Below are 24510 nucleotides of genomic sequence, written 5' to 3'. Positions count from 1 at the left end.
AGTTGGGGTGGTTCGTCGCTGAATATTCCATTCTGCACGAACAGCAGCGATGTGGGGAGATTTTCCTGGGTAGCAGCGACAGAAAAAGTGCCACCCCCATCCTGTTAGCAGGGCCAGGGAACATAGGCAGGCTACTCCACAGGGGGGGCAGCCTACTTACAGGGGGATCTCCGTTTGCTTCACGATGGAATCGATAATTTGGCAATTCTCGTCCATCGCGACCGAGGCATGCCTCGAACTGACGCGGTGGCCGAGTGTCGACACGGCGAGGTGCTGCACGTCATCGGGCAGCACGAAATCCCGCCCGACGAGTACGGCACGAGCCTGGGCGGCCCGCAAGAGCATTTTACATCCCCGCGGACTGCAACCCACCCGCAGTCGACCATCGCGGCGGGTTGCGGTGGCCAAGGCGACGATATAGGTCGCAATTTTTCGATCCACGCGAATGTTACGAACCCAACTCTGGAGGAGTTCCAACGCATCGACATGCATGTGCGTTTGCAGGTCCAATACGGGCTCATGGTTGGACTGGTCAACGAGCAGATCAATTTCACTCTGCGGATCGGGGTAATCCATTTTCAAGCGAAACAAGAATCGATCGAGTTGAGACTCCGGCAGCGGAAAGGTGCCCTCAAATCCAGCGGGGTTTTGAGTCGCGATGACAATGAAGGGGTGCTTGAGGTCGTACCGCTTGCCCTCGATCGTGACCTGCGTTTCCGCCATCGCCTCGAGCAGCGCACTTTGGGTCCTCGGCGACGCTCGATTGATTTCATCAGCGACAAGCAAGTTGCAGAAGACTGGGCCCGGGCGGAACTCGAACTCACCGACGGCCGGCCGGTAGATCGAGCCACCGAGGATGTCGCCGGGTAACAAATCAGGTGTGCATTGAATGCGTTGGTAGTCCAAGTCGACCAATCTCGCGACCGATTTGGCGAGCGTAGTTTTCCCCACACCCGGGACGTCTTCGAGCAGGATCGAGCCTTCGGCAAGCAGCGCCGTCAGCACCAATTCGACGACATCGTCTTTGCCTCGGATGACCGAGCGAAGCTGGGAGGCGACGCTCTGCAATTGCTGCCACGCCGCGACGACCGGTTCAGGCGGCGTCGTGACAGGATCGTGTAGCGCCATGGAGTTCGAGGCCGTTTCACTCATCGGGATGCCTGCTGGTGGGGCGGGATCTGCTCGTGGGATGGGCCGCTCGCGACACGCCACACGCGGACAGGGCGGTTCGCAGGGTCACTCGGGTCCCGCTCGCCGCTTCGCGATCGGATTTTCGGTGGGATTCGATCTGCAATTCAACATCCCCCGCCGCGGCCCGATCACGTGCCAGTGAGAGCCCGTGGGACACGGACAGATCAGCATCGCAGGGGTCAAAACCGCAACCATCATCTTCGATTTGCACGATCGCATGACCGTCGACAATGGCTACCGAGACTTCAATCTGAGTCGCCTGCGAGTGCCGCAGGGCGTTGCGGACGAACTCAGTCGTCAGCCGATAGACCGCGATGGCGGTCGTCGAGGGTAGGCGGTCGGCCAGCGGCGAACGGTCATCGCCCCAACCCCAATGCACTGTCGGTGACGGGCGGTCTGCAGCGGGGCCTTGATCGGAGGCGCCCGCGATTTGCTCGACAAAGGCCCGCGCCGCAGCGAGTGGGTCGGCAAGTGCTCGCGGTGGGTAGGTGATTCCGTTCATCAAAGCTCGCGCGACTTCGCGTGACCGATCGATCCATTCAGCGGCATCCGCCAAACGCTCGTTCCGGAGGTCAGCCGAGGTCTCCTCGGATCGCTGCAGCGCTGACAATTTGGCGGCGGCGGCATAGAGGTAGGGCAGCAATCCATCGTGGATTTCTGCCGCGATCGCGGCACGTTCGGCCTCAACCATCGCGGCGGTCTCTCGACTCAATTGAGTTCCTGATAACGACTGAGGTTTTCGCCGATTCAGCTGAACCAGCCCTTTTTATCGAAACTGGCGATCGCTTTTTCTTCGCCGTCTTGGATGTCGAACAGTTTGTTGAGCTTCGTGATCTTGAAGACTTCCATCACATTGGGAGAGACTTCGCAGAACTTCAACGTCACCCCCTGAGTCTTGCAGCGTTTGTTGAGCATGACGAGTTTTGTGATCATGGCTGAGGACATGAACGAGACACCACCGAAATTGACCAGCAACCGTTTATGAATCGCCTCAGCGACGGCGTCCTGCAATTCTCTCCCAACAGTTTCGATTTTCTGACTGTCCAGGATTTTTGTGTCCGTGAAACCGAGGACCAAAATATCGCCCTGCATTTGGTTGGTAATCGATGACGGCATGCGAGCTTTCCAGTTCATTCCAAAGGGATAAGGGGTCGATCGTAGACCCTTTAGGGTAGAAGAGTGTACCTTGTCCGTTGGATGCAGCAACAAGCCTCTACCATTTTTTGGTGCGTCACAATTTTTTTGGCGAGAAATAAAGCGCGAGCCGCCCGATTCCCATCTTTTCCGTACCAAGAAAAGTCGCTATCCTCCCGGGCTTCCAAATCAAAACATTTCTCTGCGGCATGCGGCATGCTGCGGATTTTCACCATTTTTACCGATTTCAATAGCGGTTGCGGAGAATTCGATGGCACGACAATGCGAAACGTGCGGCAAAACAGTTCAGGTAGGCAACCGGATCGAAACCCGCGGTAAAGCCAAATACCTCGGTGGCGTCGGTACCAAGATCACCGGCTGCACCCGCCGCAAATTTGTCCCTAACCTGCAGCGAATTCACGTTACGTTGCCCAGCGGCCAGAACAAGACCGTGCGGGTTTGCGTGCAGTGCATCCGCAGCGGCAAGGTACGCAAGACGGTCAAGACCAAGCCATTTGACGTTAGCGGCGCCCAGAAATAGTGTCTCAAAGCGTCGACCTCGATAAGCTTGCGCACCTTGCCAAGCTCGATCTCACTGATGCCGAGCGAGAGAGCTTTGGCCCTCAAATTGGTGAAATCCTTGCGTTTGTCGAGCAGCTCTCCCAGCTCGACACCGAGGGTATCGAGCCGATGACCAGTGCGCTGGATGTGCAAAACCGATTCCGCGAGGACATCCCAGGCGAGAGTCTGTCCGCGGATACCGCGACGCGATCGGCCCCAGCGGCACAGGACGGCTTCTTCTTGGTGCCACCTGTGCTCGGGATCGCTGCGACCGGCAAAAACTCCTAACGAGCAAAAACTCCTAGTCCGTTAGCGGTTCGGTCACGAATGATCGACCGCGGAGCGTCCGGCTACCAACTGGCAGTGATTTCGCACCGTGCCTAACCGCTCGAAGTGGTGGTTTCTCTAGGACCGCGGTGACATCCACGGATTGGCGTCTCAAATGGAAACGCGTGCGGCGGGTTCCCACTTAGGAACGAGCGGGAAATGAGTGGCCGAGCGCTCCGCGGTCGAAATGGTCGACCGCGGAGCGTTCGGCCACAATTTTAGACAGGAATTTTCCGATCGCTCCTTAACGGCCTGCTAGCAAATCACTTAGGGCTGCGAGAGTCGAGCGAGCGGCCAAGCGGCTAATCAAAGCGTCGCTGCCCAGCTAGAATACCTCGCCCGTCGCGAGTCTTCTTCATTCGAGAGTCAGCTGAACGTTTTGAATCAGAAACCCCGTAGCCCCGAACTCACCTCACCGCTCAACCCCCTGCCGGAATCGCCCGCGCGGGAACCGATAGCGTCTGCGGCGCCGATGGATCTGGATCAGATCCAACTCGAATTCCCCGACGATCTACCGATTACGGAGCATCGCGAAGAAATCGTGTCGATGCTCCGCGATCATCAGGTGATCGTCTTGTGCGGCGAAACCGGTAGCGGCAAGAGCACCCAGCTCCCTAAAATGTGCCTGGAGGCAGGGTTTGGACGCGATCGGCTGATTGGGCACACCCAGCCCCGGCGACTGGCCGCCCGTAGCATCGCGGCCCGACTGGCGGAAGAAACCTCGACGGTGCTGGGCAACGAGATCGGGTACCACGTTCGCTTTGGCGACAAAACCAGTGACCGCACCCGTATCAAATTGATGACAGACGGGATCCTGCTGGCCGAAACCGGCTCAGATCCCAATCTGCGGGCCTACGATGTGATCATCATCGATGAGGCTCACGAACGTTCGCTGAACATTGACTTTCTGATGGGTCTGCTGCGGCGGATCATGGATCGTCGGCCCGAGCTGCGGATTGTTATCACCTCAGCGACAATCGATGCCGACCGGTTTGCAGAACATTTTGGGACGACGGACGCGGAGACGGGCGAGGTGATTCCGGCACCCATCTTGCGAGTCGAGGGCCGGGGCTACCCCGTCGAACTGCGGTATCTGCCGTGGGAGGATGTCACAGAGAGCCCCACGCGTGGATACGATCTCGCCGCTCACGTGATCGCGGCGATCGATTCGCTGCGACGGGACGGTACGGGCGACACACTCGTGTTCCTGCCGACGGAGCGAGATATCCGTGACGTGTCACACCAAGTGGGTGGCCACTTCAAACGATTGGGGATCGAGAATCGAGTGGAGCTGTTGCCGCTCTACGCTCGCTTGCCCCAATCGGCTCAACAAGCGATCTTTCATCCCAGCGGCGGGAAGCAGCGTATCATTTTCGCCACCAACGTTGCCGAATCCTCGTTGACGGTGCCTGGCATCCGTTACGTGATCGACTCGGGCACTGCGCGGATCAGCCGCTATAGCGTTCGCAGCAAAGTCCAGCGTCTGCCGGTCGAGCCGGTCAGTCGGGCCAGCGCGAACCAGCGCAGCGGTCGCTGCGGTCGCATCGGGCCGGGGATCGCGGTACGGCTATTCGATGTCGAGGATTTCGAAAGCCGTGATGCATTCACCACGCCTGAGATCCGGCGTACGAACCTGGCCAGCGTCGTCCTGCAAAGCAAAGTCCTGGGTCTGGGCAAACTCGAAGATTTCCCGCTCATCGATCCGCCGCGCGTCGAGGCGATTCGCGAGGGATTTCGCACGCTTCGAGAACTCGGTGCGGTCGACGATGACGGCGAGCTGACAGAAATCGGCTGGCAGCTCGGACGGATGCCTGTCGATCCACGCGTGGGCCGTATCCTAATCGGTGCAGCCGAGTACGGTGTGTTACCGGAAATCCTCCCCATCGCCGCAGCCATGGAGATCCCCGATCCGAGAGATCGCCCGCCTGAGAAGCGAGCCGCCGCGGACCAGGCGCACGCCCCATTCACCGACCCCGAAAGCGACTTCCTCAGCCTGCTGCGAATGTGGCAGTTCTATGACGAAATGAGCTCGAAGTACGGGCGTGGCAAGATGACTCGTGTGCTCCGCCAGAATTTCTTGTCGCCCAATCGCATGCGTGAATGGTCGGACGTCTATCGTCAACTCAAAGAGCTAGCCACCAATAACCTTGGCACACCAGAGGCCCCGCCCAAAAGCCAGCGTTCCGGCAAGAGAAGCCGGCAAGCCAATCGGGGTCGAATTGCAATCGGGCCGATTCGATACAGCGATGCGGCGCCGGAGAAAGCCGATACGCTTGCGCCCATTGTCGACGCAGATCGCTATGCATCCATTCATCAAGCATTGCTAACCGGATTATTGTCTGGTGTTGCGATGGCGGGCGAAAAGAATGAATACACCGGCGCGGGCGGCCTGAAACTGTTCCTGTGGCCGGGCAGCGGTGTGTTTGAAGCGAAGCCAAAGTGGATTGTGGCCGCGGAACTTGTCGAGACAACACGGCAATACGCGCGTACGGTTGCCAAAATCCAGCCCGCATGGATCGAAGCGGTCGGCGGCCATGTGCTCAAGTCATCGTTCAGTGATCCACACTGGAGTCGCAAGGCAAGCGGCGCGTTTTGCTATGAGCGGCGGTCGCTATTCGGTTTACCGGTCGTCCTTCGCCGCCGCGTGCCGCTGGCGCCGATCGACCCCATCGAAGCTCGCAACCTAATGATTGGTAACGGTTTAATCGGGGGCGAACTGCCCACGACCGCGAAATTCGTGCGCTATAATCGCCGCTTGCTCGAGTCGATCGAAAAACTCGCTGCGAAAACTCGCCGGCGAGACTTGGTCGTCGATGACTATGCCCTGCAGGCCTTCTACCACTCGCGACTGCCCGACTGGGTTTGCGATCGCGCGAGACTCGAAAAGTTTGACCGGCAATGCGACGCGCCGTCATGGTCGGGCGACATGCGTGACGAAGTCGACCTCGCCGCTTGGCTGGCCGACCCACCGCCGCTCGACCATGAGCGTGAACCGGGGATTCCAGCCGCTACACCGGAGAACGGAGTGGAAACTCCCTACCTGCGGCCGGACGATCTGCTCGAGACCTCGGCATCGCGTATCGAGCAGGAGGACTTTCCCGATGAACTCGTTTCGGGTGCCACCCGTTTGCCACTGGCCTATCATTTCCGGCCGGGGACGGACGAGGATGGGATCCATTTGACGATCCATCCCGCGGCGCTGCCGCAGGTCAGTGACGGCGCGCTCGAATGGTTGGTACCCGGACAGCTCGAGGCGAAGGTGACCGCGTTGATTAAATCGTTGCCCAAGCGACTGCGACGGTTGCTCGTTCCGGCCGCCGATGTGGCCCGGCGGGTGACACAGGAGATCACTGCCAGCCGCGGCGAATCGCCATTCATGCCGGCGCTCTGTGCGTCGCTGACACGGCATGCTGAAACGCGGATCGACGCAGCCGATTTCCAAAATGACAAACTCGAATCGAACTTGCGTTTTCTGATTCGTGTGGTCGACGATGAAGGGAAGACGCTCGCGACAGACCGCAGCGTTGATGCGATCAAAAAATCACTCGGTGCGGTGACGAGCGTTGCCGATGCTCCGCTTGATCGTACGACCGAAGCGGAAAACTGGTCGCGTGAGCGGATGACGGCATGGGATATTGACCTGCTCCCTGCCGAGGTGATCCGACGACGCGGTGGTGTCCAGGTTGCCCAATATGTCGGCGTGGTCGATCATGGCGACTTTGTATCAACGCGTTTGTTTGCCGAACCGTCGGCGGCCGATGCGAGCAGCCAAATGGGATTGACACGGTTGTTCGCGATGGCGTGCCGCAAAGATCTGCGAGCTCAAATACGCCATCTCCCCGCGATCGCCGATGCGAAGATAAAACTCGCTCCCATCATGCCCGCGAGCTTGCTCGAGCCCTCCCTGGCGGACCTATTGATACGCCTCGCTGTCGTCGAAAAGCGTCCCATCGTGCGCACATCGGAGGAGTACGCCGCGAGACTCGCGGAAGCCCCCGCGCGGATCGGGGAAGCGACACAGGATGTAACCGGCTGGCTGCCGAAACTGACCGCTGCCTATCACGCGATGCGGATCGCCCGAGAGGAGACTTCGCCGGCGAAGTTCCCCGCCGCGATCGCGGACGTGGACGCACAACTCGCGTGGATCTTTACCGAGGGGTTTCTGCTGTGGACTCCGTGGCAGCACCTGCAACACCTCCCCCGCTATCTGCAAGCGATTGCCTATCGACTCGATAAACTGAAAGCCAGCGCTGAGCAGCGCGATGCGGAATCGCGCCAGATCATTGCCACACTCTGGAGCCGTTGGCTGGCGTCCAAACGCGAGGATGATCGCGAACCGTTCGACCATGCCGACTCCGAGTTTCGCTGGTTGATCGAAGAACTCCGGGTCAGCCAGTTTGCCCAACCCCTCGGCACCGCTGTGAAGGTGTCTCCCAAACGATGCGAGAAACTGCTTTCATGACAGACTCCAACGTGACACTGGTGATCGGTATCGTTGGTCCGCCGTGCAGCGGTAAATCCACGGTCGCACGGATCGTCGAGTCACGCGGTGGCGTTTGGATCGATGCCGACGCGATTGCAAAAGAGCAACTCCGCAATGCCGAAGTGATCGCCGACCTTGTTGAGTGTTTCGGAGTCGAAATTCTCGCCAGCGACGGTTCGATCTCACGCGGCCATATTGCGGACCTTGTTTTTGGTGACGACGATGAATCGCATCGGCGGCTAAAGAAGCTCGAGGCGATCATCCACCCACGGACGCACACGATTATTCAGTCAAGGTTGCGTGATGCGATCGCCCAAGAGGCTCGGTACGTCATCCTCGACGTCCCGCTGTTACTCGAGAGTGGTTGGGACCGTGATTGTGATCAGGTGTGGTGCATGCAGGTCACTCCCGAACGACACGAGGAACTCCTGTCCGCTCGTGGCTGGAATGCTGCCGAACTGGCCCGTCGTGAGCAGCGGCAACTGCCCTGGTCAGAAAAACGCCGTCGCAGTTCGTGGGTGATTCAGAACGATCGAAGCGTCGAGGAATTGCGTGACCAAGTGGTCCAGAAACTCACCGAGTGGCAGTCCGAAGGCAGAGTCGACTCAGACGAGCCCTGTTAGTCAGAGGGCAAATGAGGATGAGCAGCAGTGGATTTAAAAAATCGGTTCTTCTCTGAAATCGCCTTCAACCATCCTAGCAAACCGTACTCGCGCTCATTGAGATGGGGCGTGTGCGTTGGCTTGCAACCAACGGTCGATCGAGTACGAGCACCGCGCCTAAACTCGACGGACAGAAGGGGCGAGAGCCCCCGCAGTGGGCGGTATTCACGGAGGCGAGCCAGGACTCATCGCACGACCGACTCAGGTCCGCTGGCGCAGGGGCAGGCCGAAGGCACAGCGAGACGCACCTGCTAGGGTACAGGACGCAACGTCTCGCCATAGCTGAGCACCATGCCTTTGACTGTCTCGCGCATGAACCCCGCTGGGCCAGCATCGAAGGCATCATTGATGATCAGACGGTTGGCTTCATTGGTAAACGGTTCGAGATGCTCTCGCACATCTCCCGAAAGGTCCGCGTTGATGTCGAGACACAGTACTTCGGCACCTTCGTTGAAATCCAAATCGGCAAAATCGATCCACCGTCGTTGGGGTGCGAGCCGCGTGGCGAAATGGATCCGCAGCGATGCGGGCTGATAAACCAAATTCCACTGCGTGTGGTTCTGGACAACACGGTTCAAGGCAGCGAACGCGTACTGGATGAGATCAACATCGGTTTTTTGCTTTTCCGCATTCGCCGCGAGCGCCGAGGCACGCATGAAACGAAGTTCGCTGCCGTTGTTGGCACTGTTGTCGGTGACGGCGCGGGTGGAATCCTGCCATGTCGAATTGGCGAGCGCACAGACGACATCGCTACCGCGGTGCACATGTGGCTCGCCATCGAGGTACTCGATGACCGCGACGTCGCCGCTGGTGTCGGTCACGAAGTAGTGGACTTTTTCAAGATTCGCCAGGAACGGCATCGGATTGATCTGATCGAGGCTCGCGACCACATCGGCAACGGTGGCGGACACATCGAGCTGGTATTGCACCCACTGCACGACGTTGACCGATGGTATCTCCGCATCGGCTTGCGGAAACACGGCGGCTCGCAACTGCAGTAGGTCCACGGTGAGCCCTCGCTCGTTCATGCCAGCAAAGGAGAGCTCCCGCCCAAACTGAGCAAACGAAACGCTGCCGTGCTGCGACACCCATTGTTTGGGATGGACGGGGGTGATGGCGGTTTTGTCGATACCGCGTGGATTGACGAGCAGCAAACCACCACCAGTACCCCAATCATGATTACGGGCCACGACGATTTGCTCGCCGCGCTGAATCCGCATGACGGTGCAGGCACCGAGCGGATGGGGAATGACGACAGAAACGATCGCGCTCAACAGCGCCAACACAATGCCTAGCTTGTTTGTCATTGAATTTCGCTCATCTCCTCGGACACCCATTTGAAACGAACCATTGGCACACCGCACCCGAGCATATCCGTTCTGCGGGCTGGCTTCCAGTATTTTCTTTCACTGCGGGATGGCCGAAAGGCGTGGACGGGAGCTCGATTCGAGTGGATCCGTGCACGCGTCAACAACCACAGACGATTGAGGGCATCGCGACGACGCCCCCCCGCGTCAATCATCTCGCGGGCAAGGTTCGTTTAGGAAAATGCAATTTCCAAACTCACTCGTTTGGGCAGATCACGACTTTCATTTGCTCGGGATCGCCGGCGTAGAGACGTTCAAACCACTTGGGGCCGTCGGCGAGTGAAATTTTTGCGGTGATCAGCGGTTCGACGTTGATCACGCCACGGTTCATCAAGTCGATGCACTGGGGATATTCGCCGTTGCAGCCGCAGGTGCCTTGCAGTCGGATCTCACGGGTAACGACCGACTGCAGTGGCAGTTCAATCGTTGGCGCGACGTTGCCGATCAAGGTCACTGAGCCGCCTTTGCGTACCGACTCGATCGCCGTCTTGATCGTTGGTGTCGCACCGACAACTTCGAAAGCGACATCCGCACCACGTCCATTCGTCATATCGCGAATCGCTGCGGGCACATCGACTTGATCGCCACGCAGAACATCCGTTGCCCCGAGTTGGCGGGCGGTCTCGAGTCGTTTGTCGTTGAGATCGACAGCGATCACGCGTGTCGCCCCAGCGGCCCGGGCGGCTTGCAGGGCTAGCAGTCCGATCATGCCCGCGCCGACGACGACGGCGGTGTCACCGAGTCGAATCGGCGTGACGGCGGCGGCGTGAACGGCGACGCTCACCGCCTCCACCAATGCAGCGTGCTCGAACGACAGTGTTTCAGGCAACTCGTAAACGATTCGCCGCGGCACCGAGATCCGCTGCGCGAACGCACCGTGGCGTCGATAGTCGCCGCAGGACACACCGAGCACCATACGGTTGTCGCACAGATTTTGGTGGCCATCGCGGCAGAAGTGACATTGACCGCACGAGACCATCGAATCGAACGTGACGCGTGCTCCCGCGGGCAGGTCCGTTACGTTGCTGCCGCAGGCGACGACCGTGCCTGCCGCCTCATGGCCCATGACCAATGGCGGGATCCGGCGGCCGGTACTGCCGTCGTATCCATGGATGTCACTACCGCAGATTCCGCACGCTTCGACTTGAATCAACACGTCATCCTCACCAACGATGGGTTCGTCCACGTCGGTGTGCTGCATCTTTTTGTATTCGGTGAGCAGGAGCGCTTTCATGCTTAATCTCGATTTGAATGGGAGGCTTGGTTCAATGGGTCTTGCGCAACACTTCGTCCACCGCCGCTTGGCGACTCGCCGGGTCACTCGGTGGTACACGCACGATGCTGGGGATCGTGGCCACGTACGAGGTCATGATAGCGTATTGAGCAGGCGGATCTTGATCTGTCGCAATCGGGCTCGTGTACGCAATATTTTCGTGAACGGGATACCGGATCGCGTCGAGCGTCGTCGCCCGCGTGGCTCCGGTCTGGGTGAGCAGGTGCCGGATGTTCCTCGGTTTTTGATCAGCATCGAGGTCGTGGATCTGCAACAGCAACCGCCATCCCGTATGGGCGAGATGCGAGACCACAAAAGGAGCGGCAGCATTCTTGCCGAGACTGTGATTGTGCCAATGGATGATCGAATCCTCCGGCTGCAGTCCAGCTCGCCGCAGGGCAGAAACGACTCGCTCAAAGAGATTGTGGCCGTCCAACGATGCTTGGCCAGAGGCTGCTCGGCGAAATCCCTTAAGTCCACCAGCGGGTTGGCTGGGGGATGATTCGTCGCTAGCGTCGTGATCGAGATCGCGAATCTGAATTGCCTCAGCCAGATCAAACGCCGGATCATTCAGGCCTGCGACGCGATTGCCGGACAGCAGCACGATCTTGCCGATCTGATCGTCGCCGCTCGTTCGCAGGCACTCGACATGCTCGCGCACCGCGTCGGTGACATCGCCGGGCTCAAAGTGGCAGTGGATGATCGCGATGTGAGTGGGCGGTGAATTCACGTGATCTGCGGGGTTGAATTGCGACGGGAGTGGATCTTGTTCAAAATCCTATTTCGACGACGGAAATCGCCCCCGCCGCCCCTCACGTCTGGGCGGGAGGGAAGCGGGGAGACCGCGTAGGGGCGATCGGCTAGGGGAACCGAGCGACGGGGCGCTTAGTGCACCCGTTGTCCGGGCAACGCACCTTCGTCGACGCCCAGTACGAACACGTCGGGGCCTCCGGGGCCGGCGGCAGCGACCATGCCTTCGCTCATGCCGAAACGCATTTTGCGGGGCTTCAGGTTGGCGACCATCACGACCATGCGGCCGACGAGCTGGTCGGGGTCATACGCGGCCTTGATGCCCGCAAAGACCTGGCGTGTTTCATCACCCCCGAGCCCCAGGGTGAGCTTCAGTAGCTTGTTGGCTTCCGGCACCTGCTCAGCGGCGAGCACACGGGCAACACGCAAGTCCACCTTCATGAAATCATCGATCGTAATTTCTTCGGCGAGCGGTTCGTCCTTGAGCGGTTGGTCGCTGTCGTGGAAGGTCGCTGCGGGTGCAGCGGCGACATCCGTTTCTGCGGCCGCTTCGGCTTTGCTTTCTTCGATCATCTTTTCTAAATCCTCTGTTTGAACACGGTCCATCATACGAGTGAATTTTCCGACGCCTGAGCCCACCAGCGGTGTTTGGCTCTGGTCCCAGGAAACGATTTTGTCGCCCAACAGCTCGCCACAGGCCGCGGCCAATGATGGCAGTACCGGGCTGAGATAGACGGCGAGTTGGCGGAACAGGTTCAGAGCGACCGTGCAAACGTCACGCAGTTCGTCCTGCCGGTCCGCGTCTTTATTCATTTCCCAGGGCCGGGCATGTTCGACGAACGGGTTGGCCGCATCGGCGAGTTCCATGATCAGCCGCATCGCTTTGGAATATTCGCACTGCTCGTAGGCCGCAGCGATCGCCTCGCCCTGAGCCGCCGCCTTGGTGAACAGCCCGCCATCGTCGGGATAGGTTTCAGACAGCCCCGTGCGATTGGCAAACTTGCCAACCCGACTCGCTAGATTGACGACCTTGCCGACCAAGTCGGAGTTGACTTTGTCTACGAATTCTGAGATCGACAAATCGAGGTCTTCGACACGAGACGAAAGTTTGGAAGCGTAGAAATAACGCAGGGCATTCGGGTCAATGTGCTTGAGGAACGTCTCCGCTTTGATCAGCGTGCCGTCACGCTTGGACATTTTCATGCCATTGACGTTGAGGAAGCCGTGGATATGGACCTTCGTGGGCAACGCGTAGCCCGCCGTCTTGAGCATGCCAGGCCAAAACAGCGTGTGGAAATACGTGATGTCTTTGCCGATGAAGTGATGGATTTCACAGTCGTCGCTCTTCCACCAATCGGCGAGATTTTCACCGTGACGATGGCACCACTGCTGCGTGCTGGCGATGTACCCGATCGGCGCGTCAAACCACACGTACCAGTAGTTGCCCGGCGAATCGGGGATCTCGAATCCGAAGTAGGGTGCCGGACGACTGACGTCCCAATCCCGCAATTCATCGGCGAGAAAGTGTCCTTGCAGATAATTTGCCGTTTCGCTTTGCAACGCTCCCGAGGTCTTGACCCAATCACTGAGAAAACCATGCAGTTTCTCCAGTTGCACGAAGAGGTGGGCGGACTCCTTGAGCACTGGGGTGGCGCCGCTGAGCGTGCTGACCGGATCGATCAAATCGGTGGGAGCGTAGGTGTGGCCGCAGGTGCAGTTGTCACCGGCCTGGTCTTTTCGACCACACTTCGGACACGTGCCGCGAACGAAGCGATCGGCCAAAAACGTTTCCGCTTCCGGATCAAAGAGCTGCTCAACGGTTTTCTCGGTGACCAAGTCCTGCGACCGGAGCGCCTGCCAAAACTCGCCACAGATCGTTCGGTTTTCGTCGCTGTGGGTGCTGCCGTAATTATCGAACTCGATTCCGAAGCCGGCGAAGTCACGCTGGTGCGACTCGCTCATTTCAGCGATCAGTTCGAGTTCACTGCGGCCTTCCTTACGCGCCCGGATCATGATCGCGGTGCCGTGCGTGTCGTCGGCACAGATGTACAGACAGCGATGACCTCGGAGTTTTTGAAAACGAACCCAAATATCCGTTTGCAAATACTCGACGAGATGGCCGATATGGATGGGGCCATTGGCGTAGGGTAACGCAGCGGTAACGAGTAGGCGACGCGACATGAGCGGTAACGCAGTCTCAGCAAACAGGGCGGTTGAAAAACAGAGGGTCCGGCGCCAGCATTCTTGCAAAGTCGCTGCGAATCGACCAGGACGGGCAAAATCAGCCCAGTATTTGTGACTCGACCATGTCGGCGAATAACAGGCCATGTTCGGTCAATCGGATATGGTCGCCCTGGCGAATAAGCGTCTCCGTATGAACAAACCGCTCGATGACATCTTCAATCGTGGCGGCGAAATCGTAGCCAACCCGCCGCTCGATGTCTCGCAAATCGATACCGTCGATCTGGCGGATCCCGAATGCAGCAAGCTCGCGGGCGTGCTGGTCCAGCGAAATGGATTCCCGATCAGCGATCGCGGTCCCCGAAGCGAGGATCTGTTTGAGATACGTGGTGGGGCTGCGATGATTCACATCGCGTTGGCCGCCGACGAACCGGGCCGCTGAGGGGCCGACGGCGTACCAGCCGTAGCCATTCCAGTACACCGAATTATGGCGACTGCGCGACCCTGGCTTCGCAAAACTACTGATCTCGTAGTGCTGAAAACCCGCCCCAGCGAGGATTTGCCGCGTCGCGCGATACATTTCAATATCCGTATCCTCACTGACCGGTTGCAGGGTCCCACGCCGGCGGCGCGACCAAAACTCGGTGCCTTTTTCGTATGTCAACGAATAGGTAGAGAGATGCTTGATCGGCAGCTCCGTGGCGGTCTCGAGATCCCGCCGCCAGTCCACGAGTGTCTCGCCGGGGGCGGCAAAAATCAAATCAATTGAAATGTTTTCGATTCGGTCACTGGCGCGCCGCACCGCTGCGATCGCTTGGTCGCCCGTGTGGCTGCGTTGCAGCGTGTTCAGTTTCGTATCGTGGAAGGATTGCACCCCGAGACTGAGCCGATTCACGCCGCCGTCGACCAGTCGCGACAGGGTGTCGGCCGTGAGGTCCTCCGGGTTGGCCTCGCAGGTGAACTCAGCTCCCTCAGACAGCGAAACGCGTTCAGACAAGATCGCAAACAATCGCTGCAGACGCGGTGGCGTGAGCTCCGTCGGCGTGCCCCCGCCCAAGTACAATGTGTCCAGCTCGATCGGCGCCATGGTCGCCCGCCGGCCCCGCCCCTCGTCAGTAGCCAACTCCCCACCTCCCGCCATCCGACGAGCCTGCTGCTTTTGGATTTCCTCCAACTCGATTTCGATGGCGTCGACGAATCGATCTTGCAAGTCATCGCGTCCGGCCAGCACGCTGAAATTGCAGTATCCGCACCGGTGGCGGCAGAACGGGACGTGCAGGTACAAGGACAGCGGCACCGGCCAGCCGCCTGGCGGTGCATCCGCCACTGGCGGGGTGCCCGCCGCTGGCGGGGTGCCCGCCGCTGGCGATGGATCCGCCGCTGGCGGAGTATCGGCCAACGGGGAATGAGGGTCGCACGGTTGTTCCATCCTCGCAGGTTCGTGCCTCGCGAATTTGCTGTCAAGATGATGGGGGTTTGGGTTAAGAAATGTTTCCACTTGACCCGATCGTAACATTGGGGAAAGATGAATACCCCTTCGGACACCTTTGCAAGGACATGAACTCGGTGATTGCCCGGTTTCTCCAACGATTGACGCTGATCGCGTTTACCGCACATGCGGTGTTGGGTTGCTGCTGGCATCACTCGCACGCGATGGGTGAGGATGACTGTCACCATCACGGCGAGTATGTTGACGTCGATGCGGACGTCGAGTGCTGTGTTCAGCACTCGGACCCGTCGAGTCGCCAAGCCGCTGAGCATGAGCACAACGAGCATGAGCACAACGGGCATGGCGGCGAGTCGCTTCATGCAACCGAACTGCCCACCCTATCGGTCAACTCCGTATGCAATGGCCCCTGCGAGCATGCTCACGAGTGTGATGAAGCCAGCTGCAGTTTTGTTCCCAGGGATGCCAATCCGCTCAACGGATTCCTGAGTATCCCAGTCAGGCATGTCATGCCGGTCGACATCGATCGGTGTTCATTGACCTGCGCCCGCATGGAGTGGAGCGATGTGGACCAGGCGATCGGCCTGCCGATCGAGTCGTCATCGCAGCGCTGTGCCAATCTGCAATCTTGGCAGATTTGAGCCTCTTTCGCGCCATTCTCTAATTTCACAGCAGCTCGCAATCGCTGGGTGATGCGTCGTTTCCGAGCGGCCCCGTGTCTGCTCGCATCGAGCGTTTTGTGCTTTGCAAGAGAATCACACATTGTTCGCATCCGAGTTCTTCGCTGCGCTGAGCAAGCCGACGCGTTCGTGCCGAAAGCCGACGTATTCGCGCCGAAGACTCTTCGTTCCGCTGTCCAATCTCTACTGAGTTCGAGCCATGAGTCCAAACCTCTCCAAGATTCCGTGGCCGGCGATCCGTATCGCTGGCGGCCTGATTGTGATGGTTGTTGCTGTGACAACCTATTCGACATGGTGGCCAACTCTGTCGAGCTGGGTCGACGCGACACTCGCGTCACAGCGTGGCGGGGCAGCAGCCGACCATGGCGAGCAAGATGACCATGCCGGACATGATCATGCCGCTGAGGTCGCGGCAACAGAGACATTGGTACTGTCTCCTCAAGCACGCCGGAATCTGGGGCTGACGGAGGAGTTCCTACGCCCGGTGGAATTGTCCACCTATCGTAGGTCGATCACTGTACCGGCGATCATTGTCCCCAAACCGGGGCGTTCCTCGATCGTCGTCTCTTCGCCGCTCAACGGTGTGATCACACACGTCCACGCCGTCACTGGCGAAGCCGTTATGCCGGGGGAACTGCTCTTTGAAGTGCGGCTGACCTACGAAGATCTGGTCGAGACGCAGACCTCGTATCTGAAAACGATCAGTGAGATCGAGGTCGAAGACCGTGAGATCGCGAGGCTAGAAGATGTCACTCGTTCCGGAGCGGTATCGGGCAAGCTGTTATTGGAACGCCGCTATGCAAAAGAGAAGCTCGAAGCGTTCGCCAAGTCGCAACGGGAAGCCTTGCGGATGCACGGGCTCAACGAACGTCAGGTGGAAGAGATTGGCGAGAATGGGAAGTTGCTGCACAACTTGAAAATTGTTGCTCCCGACGTGGACACACACGAACACGATGACGAACTGCAACTCACCCAGATCTCCACCCGACGAACGGTCTCGTTCTCGCAGCTACCGCCACTCTCAACGCTAACGGCCGCTCAAGACGATCCGGGGCATGATCCGCTCGTGATTGATGACCTTCTCATCCACAAAGGCCAAGCGATTGTGGCCGGCGAAAGGCTCTGTTCCCTATCCGACTACAGCCAATTGTTTATCGAAGGCAAGGCGTTTGAGACGGATGTCGCAGCGATCTCCGACGCTGCCGAGCGAGGCTGGAGTGTGGACGCGGTATTTAGCAGTTCCTCGGGGCAAACGATCGTTGATGGATTGAAGCTCGCGTACGTTTCGAACTCGATCGACCTGCTCTCACGCACCCTGTCGCTCTTTGTCGAACTGCCCAACGAGATCCTCCGTGACGAGACCAATGACGACGGGCAACGGTTCCTCGCGTGGAAGTATCGCGTCGGCCAACGACTGGAACTGCGCGTGCCGGTGGAACAATGGGATCAACAGATCGTGCTGCCCGTCGACGCCGTCGTTGAGTCGGGTGCGGACTGGTTCGTGTTCCTGCAAAACGGCCGCAACTTCTCCCGCGTGCCCGTCCACGTTCGCTACCGAGATCAGAACTCCGTGGTGATCGCCAACGATGGATCGATCTACCCCGGCGATGTCGTCGCCATGAAGTCCGCTCATCGCATGCAGATGGCGATCACGAACAAATCTGGCGGCGCCGTCGACCCTCACGCGGGACATAATCACTGATGCTCAACGCTATTATCCGATTTTCATTGCATCAACGTTTGCTCGTGATCGCGATCGCCCTGTTCCTGGTCGGTGCCGGGACGTGGCAGGCGATGGTGATGCCGATTGATGTGTTCCCCGACCTGAACCGACCGCGTGTCGTGATCATGACCGAAGCACCGGGAATGGCTCCGGAGGAAGTCGAGTCGTTGATCACGTTCCCGATTGAAACCACGATGAATGGCGCCAATGGCGTCGAAGCGGTTCGCAGTTCCTCCGGCGTCGGCATCTCGGTGATCTATGTCGAGTTCGAATACGGCACCGACGTATATACCGATCGTCAAATCGTCGCTGAACGCATGCAGATGGTCCAGGACCGGATCCCTGAAGGGATCACACCGCAACTGGCGCCGATCTCCTCGATCATGGGCCAGATTCTGATGCTGGGCATGTGGAGCGATGACCCCGACGTCAGTCCGATGGAAATTCGCACCGCCGCGGATTGGGTGGTGCGGCAGCGACTGCTGACGATCCCCGGTGTATCCCAAGTCTTCACGATGGGCGGCGAGCGGAAACAGTTCCAGGTTTTGGTCGATCCCGATGCGATGTTGCGGTTCGGCGTCACGCTCGAAGAGATTGATAAAGCGGTCACCGGCAGCAACGAAAACGGGACCGGTGGCTATCTCGATCGCCAAGGCCCCAATGAACTGCTCGTTCGAGCGCTCGGACGCATCCAGAGCATTGACGATCTCAAAAAAGTGCCCGTCACCATCCGCAACGGACGCCCGGTATTGCTATCGCAAGTCGCCAACGTCGTCGAAGGTGCTCAGGTGAAACGCGGTGATAGCTCGGCATTCGTCCGCACCCGCGCCTCATCATCGGACGCCGATTCCCCTGCCTCTGAATGGGCCGGTGGCCCTGCCGTGGTGTTGACGATTAACAAGCAACCGGGGGCGGATACACGGGCGGTCACCGACGATGTTTTGCAAGCGATCGAGGAGCTGCGTTCCACACTTCCACCAGGGACCCAGTTGTCGACGGTTTATTCCCAGAAGTCGTTCATTGATCGCGCGATCGAAAATGTGGTTGAGGCGCTGCGTGACGGCGGGATTCTCGTGGTCATCGTGCTGTTCCTGTTTCTGCTGAACCTACGAACGACCTTCATCACACTCACGGCAATCCCGCTCTCACTGGTGATGACGTCGATCGTATTTGCCGTATTCGGCCTGTCGATCAACACCATGACGCTCGGCGGAATCGCCGTTGCGATGGGAGAACTGGTCGATGATGCGATCGTGGATGTGGAGAATATTTTCCGTCGTCTGAAGGAGAATCGTGCCGCTGGCAGCCCGTTGAATCCGCTGCTGGTGGTCTATCGCGCCAGCACGGAGGTGCGTCGCTCGATTGTCTTCGGCACCATGATCGTGGTCTTAGCCTTCCTGCCCTTGTTTGCGCTCGGCGGGATGGAGGGGAAGCTGTTCGCACCGCTCGGCGTCGCGTACATCGTTTCGATCCTTTCCTCTTTGCTCGTTTCGCTGACCGTCACGCCGGTACTGTCGTACTGGCTACTCGGTTTGAGCAAGGGCAGTGGGCATGACCAAGATGGAATTGTGCTGCGTGGTTTGAAGTGGGTAGGGGACAAGATCATCCGCTTCAGCCTCACGTTCCCGCGATTCAATCTCGGCATGACCCTATTGATGGTAGCGATTGCCGCCATTTTCGCGTCGCGTTTAGAGAAAGATTTCCTGCCGCCGTTTAACGAAGGCACGATCCAGCTGAACGTGGTCCTGCCGCCGGGGACCTCGCTGGCCGAGTCGGATCGGATCGCCGGTACGGTCGAAAAGTCGCTGATGCAGATCGAAGATGTGCAGCGATTCGCGCGGCGGACCGGGCGAGCCGAACTGGACGAACACGCCGAGGGCGTGAACATGTCCGAGATGATCATCGAACTCGATCCCGCTTCGCCGCGATCGCGTGAGGAACAACTCGCCGAGATTCGCGATGCGATGAGCGAGATTCCCGATATCGTGACAGCCGTCGAGCAACCCATCGCGCACCTGATCTCGCACATGCTCTCGGGAGTGAAGGCGCAGGTCGGTATCAAAATCTATGGTGACGACCTGGACCTCCTGCGTCAGAAGGCGGAGGCGGTCAAAGCGAAAATGCAACAGATTCCGGGGGTGACCGATGCGCTGCTCGAACCTCAAGCTCTCGTGCCCCAGCTTCGCATCGAGTGGGATCGTGACCAGTTGCTGCGTTATGGACTGAGCACCTCGGTACTCAACGAGTACGTGCAAACGGCCATGAACGGCCGTGTCGTCTCGCAAGTCCTCGACGGGATGCGAACGTTCGACCTCGTCGTGCGAATGAAAGAGAACTATCGCGAGGACATCGAGGAACTCAAACGGCTGTCGATTCAGCTACCCGAAGGCGGCACGCTCCCACTCTCAGGGCTGGCCAAAGTTTACAAAGCCAGTGGCCCCAACACGGTCAAACGCGAAAATGTCCGGCGCCGGGTTGTGATCCAGTGCAATGTTGCCGATCGCGGCGTCGTCGACGTCGTCAAGGAGATTCAAACGGCGATCCAGCCGATCATCGCCACGCTGCCGTCCGGCTATTTTGTCGAGTACGGCGGCCAGTTCCAAAGCCAAAAGTCCGCGAGTCGCGTGATTTCAGCTTTGTTCGCCGTCGCGATGGTGGGCGTGTTCCTGGTTCTCTTCACCCTCTTTCGCAGTGTGAACTTGTCGCTACAAGTCATGGCGGCACTGCCGATGGCGTTCATCGGTTCGGTCGCCGCGCTCGTGTTGACCGGACAAACGCTCACGATCGCGGCCATGGTTGGCTTCATTTCGCTCGCCGGGATCGCCTCGCGAAACGGCATTCTGTTGCTGCAGCACTATCTGCATCTGGTGCAACACGAAGGCGAGCAGTTCACCACTTCAATGATCGTCAGGGCAGGCCTGGAAAGGCTCGCTCCCGTGTTGATGACCGCGCTCACTTCCGGCATTGGCTTGGTCCCGCTGGTACTCGCGTCGGGGGAAGCCGGCAAGGAAATCTTGTATCCCGTCGCGACGGTGATATTGGGTGGCCTGATCAGTTCCACGGCGCTCGATTTCTTTGTTCACCCCGCGCTCTTCTATCTGTTTGGAATGAAGTCGGCAGCGGCAGTCGTGAGCGACTCGACCAGCGAAGTTGAGCTAGTCGATTGAAAACCGACGATCCCCAATCCCATGCCCCGCGAGGAGGACCGCAATGACCGCGTAGCACATCTGCCGACACACTCCACCTTCATTTCTAACTCAACTCGACGTTTACCCTCTTAACTACAGAGAACCCCATGCGTACCTTCCAACACTCCTGCATCGTCTGCCTTGCGGCCTGCTCCCTCGTCTTTTCTGGTTGCGGACCGAAGCCCACTGCGGACTCGGCAGCCGATCCATCGGCGGCAGCGGGCGACACCCACGACCACGATCATCCGCACGAAGGCCCTCACCACGGCACCCTCGTGGAACTCGGTGACGAAGAATATCACGCCGAAGTGGTCCATGACGCTGATTCCGTCACCGTTTATGTACTGGGGTCCAGTGCAGAAAAGCTGGTGCCGATCGATGCCGAGAGCCTCACCATCAACCTGGTGCATGGCGGTGCTCCCAGGCAATTCACCCTGGCGGCCAGCCCCGACGCCAGTGACCCAGCGGGTCAGTCATCACGTTTCATGACGAAAGATGCCGAGCTGGTTGGGCACCTGGATGATGCATCGGCGGCGCCCAAGTTGAGCCTGACGATCGCGGGCACGTCCTATCAAGGTGAGATCGAGCATGACCATGACCACGAAGGACATGATCACGATCACTAACAGGCGGTTGATGTCGTCGAGATTCGACCGGCAATCGTGAGCCGAATGCTGTCAGGCATCGGGGAAATCGAGCGGCCCGGCCGCTCACGCGACTCGGCTCATGAAACCAACACGCCGCTCAGAAACGAGCGGAAAATGACTGCCTGAAATTGTGGTCGAACGCTCCGCGGTCGACCATTCCGAGCGCGGAGCGTTCGGCCACTTATTTTCCGCTCGTTCCTAACTGCCTCGCACCTGCGTGCTAACTGCCACGCACCTGCGTGCTAACTGCCACGCACCTGCGTGCTAACTGCCACGCACCTGCGTGAGTGGGGCGGGTTGATGGCAGCTCGCGCAGTGGAGAGCACCAAGCCCCCAGGCGATCTTTTCGCAGGGGACACCTTGGATCTCCACACCGGGGCACAGATCCCTGAGTATTTGGATCGCCCGCTCGTCACTGCGCGGCTGGGCAAAGGTTGGCACTAGGATGCGATCAGGGCCGAGTCTCAGGAAATTGCAGTAGCTCTGCGGGACCGGATGGCCGTCGATGGTTCGCGGCGGCGGGACCGGCAAGCGGTGAATCCGCACGTTTGGGCTGGTTTGCTGGCCCCATAGACGGAGCTGACTGAAATTGGCCTGCAGCGCCGCGGCGCAGGGGTCTCCCTCGTCTTCGGCCACCGCAGCCACGATATTTTCGCGGTCGAGGAACCGTGCGAGTTGGTCGATGTGTCCATCGGTGTCGTCTCCGGGAATCAACCCACCGTCGATCCAGGCGATTTCGTCGACCCCGAGATACTGATTGAATCGCTGAGCGATTTCTTGCTGCGACAACCCTGGGTTGCGGGCCTCATCCAAAACGCAGGCCGAATGCACGAGCAGTCGCCCGGCTCCATCGGTCTCCAGAGCCCCCCCTTCGAGGGTAAGTTTTGCATCGAGACAGCGCAGACCGGCGGCGAAGGCAATCTTCCGTCCGGCGGCTTGATCAAGGTCATGAGGGGCGTACTTTCCGCCCCACGCATTGAAATGCCAGTTCACTGCGAGCACACCGCCGTCCTCATGGACAAAAGTGGGGCCGAAATCACGGATCCAACAATCGTCCGTCGCGATGTTTACCGTCTTGATTTCGCAGAGCGCATCGCCGTGCCCGAGAGCATCACGAGTTTTCATGATGATGCGTTGGCAAGACTCCACCAGCTCGTCGCTGGCCAGAATCCGGACCGGTGTCGATTCGGCGATCGCCACCGCGAAGGTGGCGAAGGCCTCTGGAATACCGTCAAAATGACCTGGCCAGGTCTCCAGATTATGCGGCCAGGCGAGCCATACCGCAGCGCACGGTTCCCATTGGGCGGGAAAACGTCGCGAAAGACTCACTCAGGTCTGATCTCTTCTTTGACCTTCTGGATAAAGTGCGGGGATTTCCCGCCTTTACTTAGTTCCTCGGCACGCTTGGCGGCTTCGTCACGCTGGTCAAATTCAAAAACGGCTACCCGTTTGAGATTCTGGCTAAAGACACCCCAGTAGAGCCGCAACCGCATATCGGCGGCGGCTTTCTTGGTTTTGCGTTTGGAGGTTTTCTTACGCTTAACCTCGGCTGCCAGCTTTTCAGCAGCATCTGCTTCGGCTGCTTTTTCCTGCCGATTGACGACCTTCCGAGCCATAAATCTCAGCTGTAGGGGTTAGAGGGGGAGTGGTTTTGCTAAAAAATCACGGGGCTGGGACAAAATTTGCTCAAGGCAGATTATCGCGTTGACTCGTTCCTGTCATGGGGACGCAGTCCAGAAAAGTGGGGCCGACCCCAGAACTTCGCTCGTCAGCTGTTGTTTTTTGGCTTGCGTTGAGAAAATGAGCCCAAGGATCGCTATTCGGCAGCGTTCGATTCAGCTAGGCTATATGCTCCCCATCGCGGTGAGTGGTATTCTCAAATTTCAGCGCGGTCGGACAGCGGGAACGGCTACCGGAAACAAATGCCCGAAACACGCAAAACACCAGACACCACGACGAGCGGCTTCTCTCCCTAACACGAGTTTGAACATGCAAGTGAATGTTTCAGCCCGCCACGGCTCTCTTCAGCCTGGTGACCAGGAACTGATTGAGGAAAAGGCGATCAAACTTCGGCGACTCTATGACCGGATCAATGCGATCGAGGTCACGATTGATTTGAAACAATTGGACAAGCCTGTCGTCGAAATCAACGTTTCTGCTGAGCATGCCGAAGACTGCATCGCTCGCGCGGAGGCGAGCAACGTGATTGCCGCATTGGATAATGCGATCCCGAAGGTTGAGCAGCAGCTAAGGCGGCTCAAAGATCGTAAGACGGGTAACCGCTCGGCGGCACATAAGCACGTCGAATCCGCTCCGATGAGCGACGACGAGTGAAGCGAAACAGCCGTTTCGCTCACTTTTTTAAGCACTTTTTACCACCCATTTCAGACATACCGTTGCTATGAAGTTTTCTGACTTTGTCAAGAAAGGCGCAATTCGCGCCAACCTGCAGTCCACCACCAAAGAGGCTGTGATCAATGAACTCGTCGAGTCGCTGCTGGAAGCGGGTGAAATCGCGGCCGACCAGCGTGATGACATTATCGCGGCGATCATGAAACGCGAGGAACTCGGCAGCACCGGCATCGGGCGCGGCGTGGCGGTTCCCCACACGAAGCACCCCAGCGTCGCGGAGCTTGTGGGGACAGTCGGGGTGAGTGAAGCGGGTGTCGATTTCGATTCACTCGACGGTGAACGAGTTCAGCTCTTCTTTCTGCTGATCAGTCCTCCTGAGCGTCCCGGCGATCACCTGCGAGCATTGGAAAACATCTCGCGGCAACTGCGTGACGAATCGTTTTGTCGCTTCCTCAAGCAGAGCAAAACCGCTGACGATATCCAGCAGCTCTTGCAAGAAGCCGACGACAATCAGTTTGCCGCCGGTTAAATCCGTCGGTGATGC

General features: G+C 58.8%; 19 protein-coding genes and 1 pseudogene. 10 read left to right on the top strand and 10 right to left on the bottom strand.

Going from position 1 to position 24510, the window contains the following annotated elements; translation table 11 throughout:
* Positions 1-156: 156 nt before the first annotated feature.
* The 3 genes from SH410x_RS05015 to SH410x_RS05005 are packed head-to-tail and all read right to left on the bottom strand — an operon-like array spanning position 157 to position 2307.
* Positions 157-1128 (bottom strand): AAA family ATPase, encoded by a 972-nt coding sequence (locus SH410x_RS05015; RefSeq protein WP_473677245.1) that lies wholly within the window; start codon positions 1126-1128, stop codon positions 157-159.
* A gap of 16 nt (positions 1129-1144) precedes the next feature.
* On the bottom strand, positions 1145-1903 hold the full coding sequence (locus SH410x_RS05010) for a sensor histidine kinase (protein WP_473675182.1): 759 nt from the start codon (positions 1901-1903) through the stop codon (positions 1145-1147).
* A 35-nt stretch (positions 1904-1938) separates the two neighbouring features.
* Positions 1939-2307: an STAS domain-containing protein gene (locus SH410x_RS05005; RefSeq protein ID WP_473675181.1), complete on the bottom strand. Its 369-nt coding sequence runs from the start codon at positions 2305-2307 to the stop codon at positions 1939-1941.
* A gap of 289 nt (positions 2308-2596) precedes the next feature.
* Here SH410x_RS05005 and rpmB point away from each other — a divergent pair, with 289 nt between their 5' ends.
* The 4 genes and pseudogenes from rpmB to coaE all read left to right on the top strand — a co-directional run bounded on the left by rpmB (position 2597) and on the right by coaE (position 8319).
* Positions 2597-2866 (top strand): 50S ribosomal protein L28, encoded by a 270-nt coding sequence (gene rpmB / locus SH410x_RS05000; RefSeq protein WP_473675179.1) that lies wholly within the window; start codon positions 2597-2599, stop codon positions 2864-2866.
* Positions 2866-3174 carry an Asp-tRNA(Asn)/Glu-tRNA(Gln) amidotransferase subunit GatC gene (gatC, locus tag SH410x_RS04995; protein ID WP_473675177.1) on the top strand — a complete coding sequence of 103 codons (309 nt, stop codon included), beginning with the start codon at positions 2866-2868 and terminating at the stop codon, positions 3172-3174. Before rpmB ends, gatC begins: the two co-directional genes overlap by 1 nt.
* Positions 3175-3550: 376 nt before the next feature.
* Positions 3551-7675, top strand: a pseudogene (gene hrpA, locus SH410x_RS04990) (ATP-dependent RNA helicase HrpA); the annotation flags it as partial.
* Positions 7672-8319 carry a dephospho-CoA kinase gene (gene coaE / locus SH410x_RS04985; protein ID WP_473675175.1) on the top strand — a complete coding sequence of 216 codons (648 nt, stop codon included), beginning with the start codon at positions 7672-7674 and terminating at the stop codon, positions 8317-8319. The pseudogene hrpA and the gene coaE, both read left to right, overlap by 4 nt.
* Positions 8320-8609: 290 nt before the next feature.
* On the opposite strand, the gene SH410x_RS04980 is transcribed toward coaE, so the two are convergent.
* The 5 genes from SH410x_RS04980 to hemW all read right to left on the bottom strand — a co-directional run bounded on the left by SH410x_RS04980 (position 8610) and on the right by hemW (position 15256).
* Entirely contained in the window at positions 8610-9665 is a 1056-nt protein-coding gene (locus tag SH410x_RS04980) for a linear amide C-N hydrolase (RefSeq protein WP_473675173.1), read from the bottom strand.
* Positions 9666-9921: 256 nt separating this feature from the next.
* Positions 9922-10959: a galactitol-1-phosphate 5-dehydrogenase gene (locus tag SH410x_RS04975; protein ID WP_473675172.1), complete on the bottom strand. Its 1038-nt coding sequence runs from the start codon at positions 10957-10959 to the stop codon at positions 9922-9924.
* Positions 10960-10990: 31 nt separating this feature from the next.
* The gene (locus SH410x_RS04970) at positions 10991-11728 is read right to left on the bottom strand and encodes a hypothetical protein (protein WP_473675170.1); all 738 of its coding nucleotides are present in this window, start codon (positions 11726-11728) and stop codon (positions 10991-10993) included.
* Between the two features lie 155 nt (positions 11729-11883).
* Positions 11884-14076 (bottom strand): methionine--tRNA ligase, encoded by a 2193-nt coding sequence (metG, locus tag SH410x_RS04965; RefSeq protein ID WP_473675168.1) that lies wholly within the window; start codon positions 14074-14076, stop codon positions 11884-11886.
* Positions 14030-15256 (bottom strand): radical SAM family heme chaperone HemW, encoded by a 1227-nt coding sequence (gene hemW / locus SH410x_RS04960; RefSeq protein ID WP_473677244.1) that lies wholly within the window; start codon positions 15254-15256, stop codon positions 14030-14032. The genes metG and hemW overlap by 47 nt, the downstream gene beginning before the upstream one ends.
* A 161-nt stretch (positions 15257-15417) precedes the next feature.
* On the opposite strand from hemW, the gene SH410x_RS04955 reads away from it, so the two are divergent.
* From SH410x_RS04955 to SH410x_RS04940, 4 genes are all read left to right on the top strand, one after another.
* A complete protein-coding gene (locus tag SH410x_RS04955) occupies positions 15418-16017 on the top strand; it encodes a hypothetical protein (RefSeq protein WP_473675166.1) in 600 nt (199 codons plus the stop codon).
* Positions 16018-16255: 238 nt separating this feature from the next.
* Positions 16256-17758: an efflux RND transporter periplasmic adaptor subunit gene (locus SH410x_RS04950; RefSeq protein WP_473675165.1), complete on the top strand. Its 1503-nt coding sequence runs from the start codon at positions 16256-16258 to the stop codon at positions 17756-17758.
* Positions 17758-20946 (top strand): efflux RND transporter permease subunit, encoded by a 3189-nt coding sequence (locus tag SH410x_RS04945; RefSeq protein ID WP_473675163.1) that lies wholly within the window; start codon positions 17758-17760, stop codon positions 20944-20946. The genes SH410x_RS04950 and SH410x_RS04945 overlap by 1 nt, the downstream gene beginning before the upstream one ends.
* A gap of 128 nt (positions 20947-21074) precedes the next feature.
* Positions 21075-21593, top strand: coding sequence for a hypothetical protein (locus tag SH410x_RS04940; RefSeq protein WP_473675161.1), 519 nt, complete (start codon positions 21075-21077; stop codon positions 21591-21593).
* A 285-nt stretch (positions 21594-21878) separates the two neighbouring features.
* Here the strand turns inward: SH410x_RS04940 and SH410x_RS04935 are convergent, their stop codons facing one another.
* Together SH410x_RS04935 and SH410x_RS04930 are read right to left on the bottom strand one after the other, a co-directional pair.
* Positions 21879-22943 (bottom strand): agmatine deiminase family protein, encoded by a 1065-nt coding sequence (locus SH410x_RS04935; RefSeq protein ID WP_473675159.1) that lies wholly within the window; start codon positions 22941-22943, stop codon positions 21879-21881.
* Entirely contained in the window at positions 22940-23230 is a 291-nt protein-coding gene (locus tag SH410x_RS04930) for a hypothetical protein (RefSeq protein ID WP_473675157.1), read from the bottom strand. Before SH410x_RS04930 ends, SH410x_RS04935 begins: the two co-directional genes overlap by 4 nt.
* Positions 23231-23603: 373 nt before the next feature.
* Here SH410x_RS04930 and hpf point away from each other — a divergent pair, with 373 nt between their 5' ends.
* Both hpf and SH410x_RS04920 read left to right on the top strand, forming a co-directional pair.
* Positions 23604-23948 (top strand): ribosome hibernation-promoting factor, HPF/YfiA family, encoded by a 345-nt coding sequence (hpf, locus tag SH410x_RS04925; protein ID WP_473675155.1) that lies wholly within the window; start codon positions 23604-23606, stop codon positions 23946-23948.
* A gap of 67 nt (positions 23949-24015) precedes the next feature.
* On the top strand, positions 24016-24495 hold the full coding sequence (locus SH410x_RS04920) for a PTS sugar transporter subunit IIA (RefSeq protein WP_473675153.1): 480 nt from the start codon (positions 24016-24018) through the stop codon (positions 24493-24495).
* Positions 24496-24510: the final 15 nt, after the last annotated feature.

The organism is Rhodopirellula sp. SH410 (genome assembly GCF_055811895.1).
The sequence above is the reverse complement of the archived record's forward strand: the minus strand, read 5'-3'. Positions and strand labels throughout refer to the sequence as shown.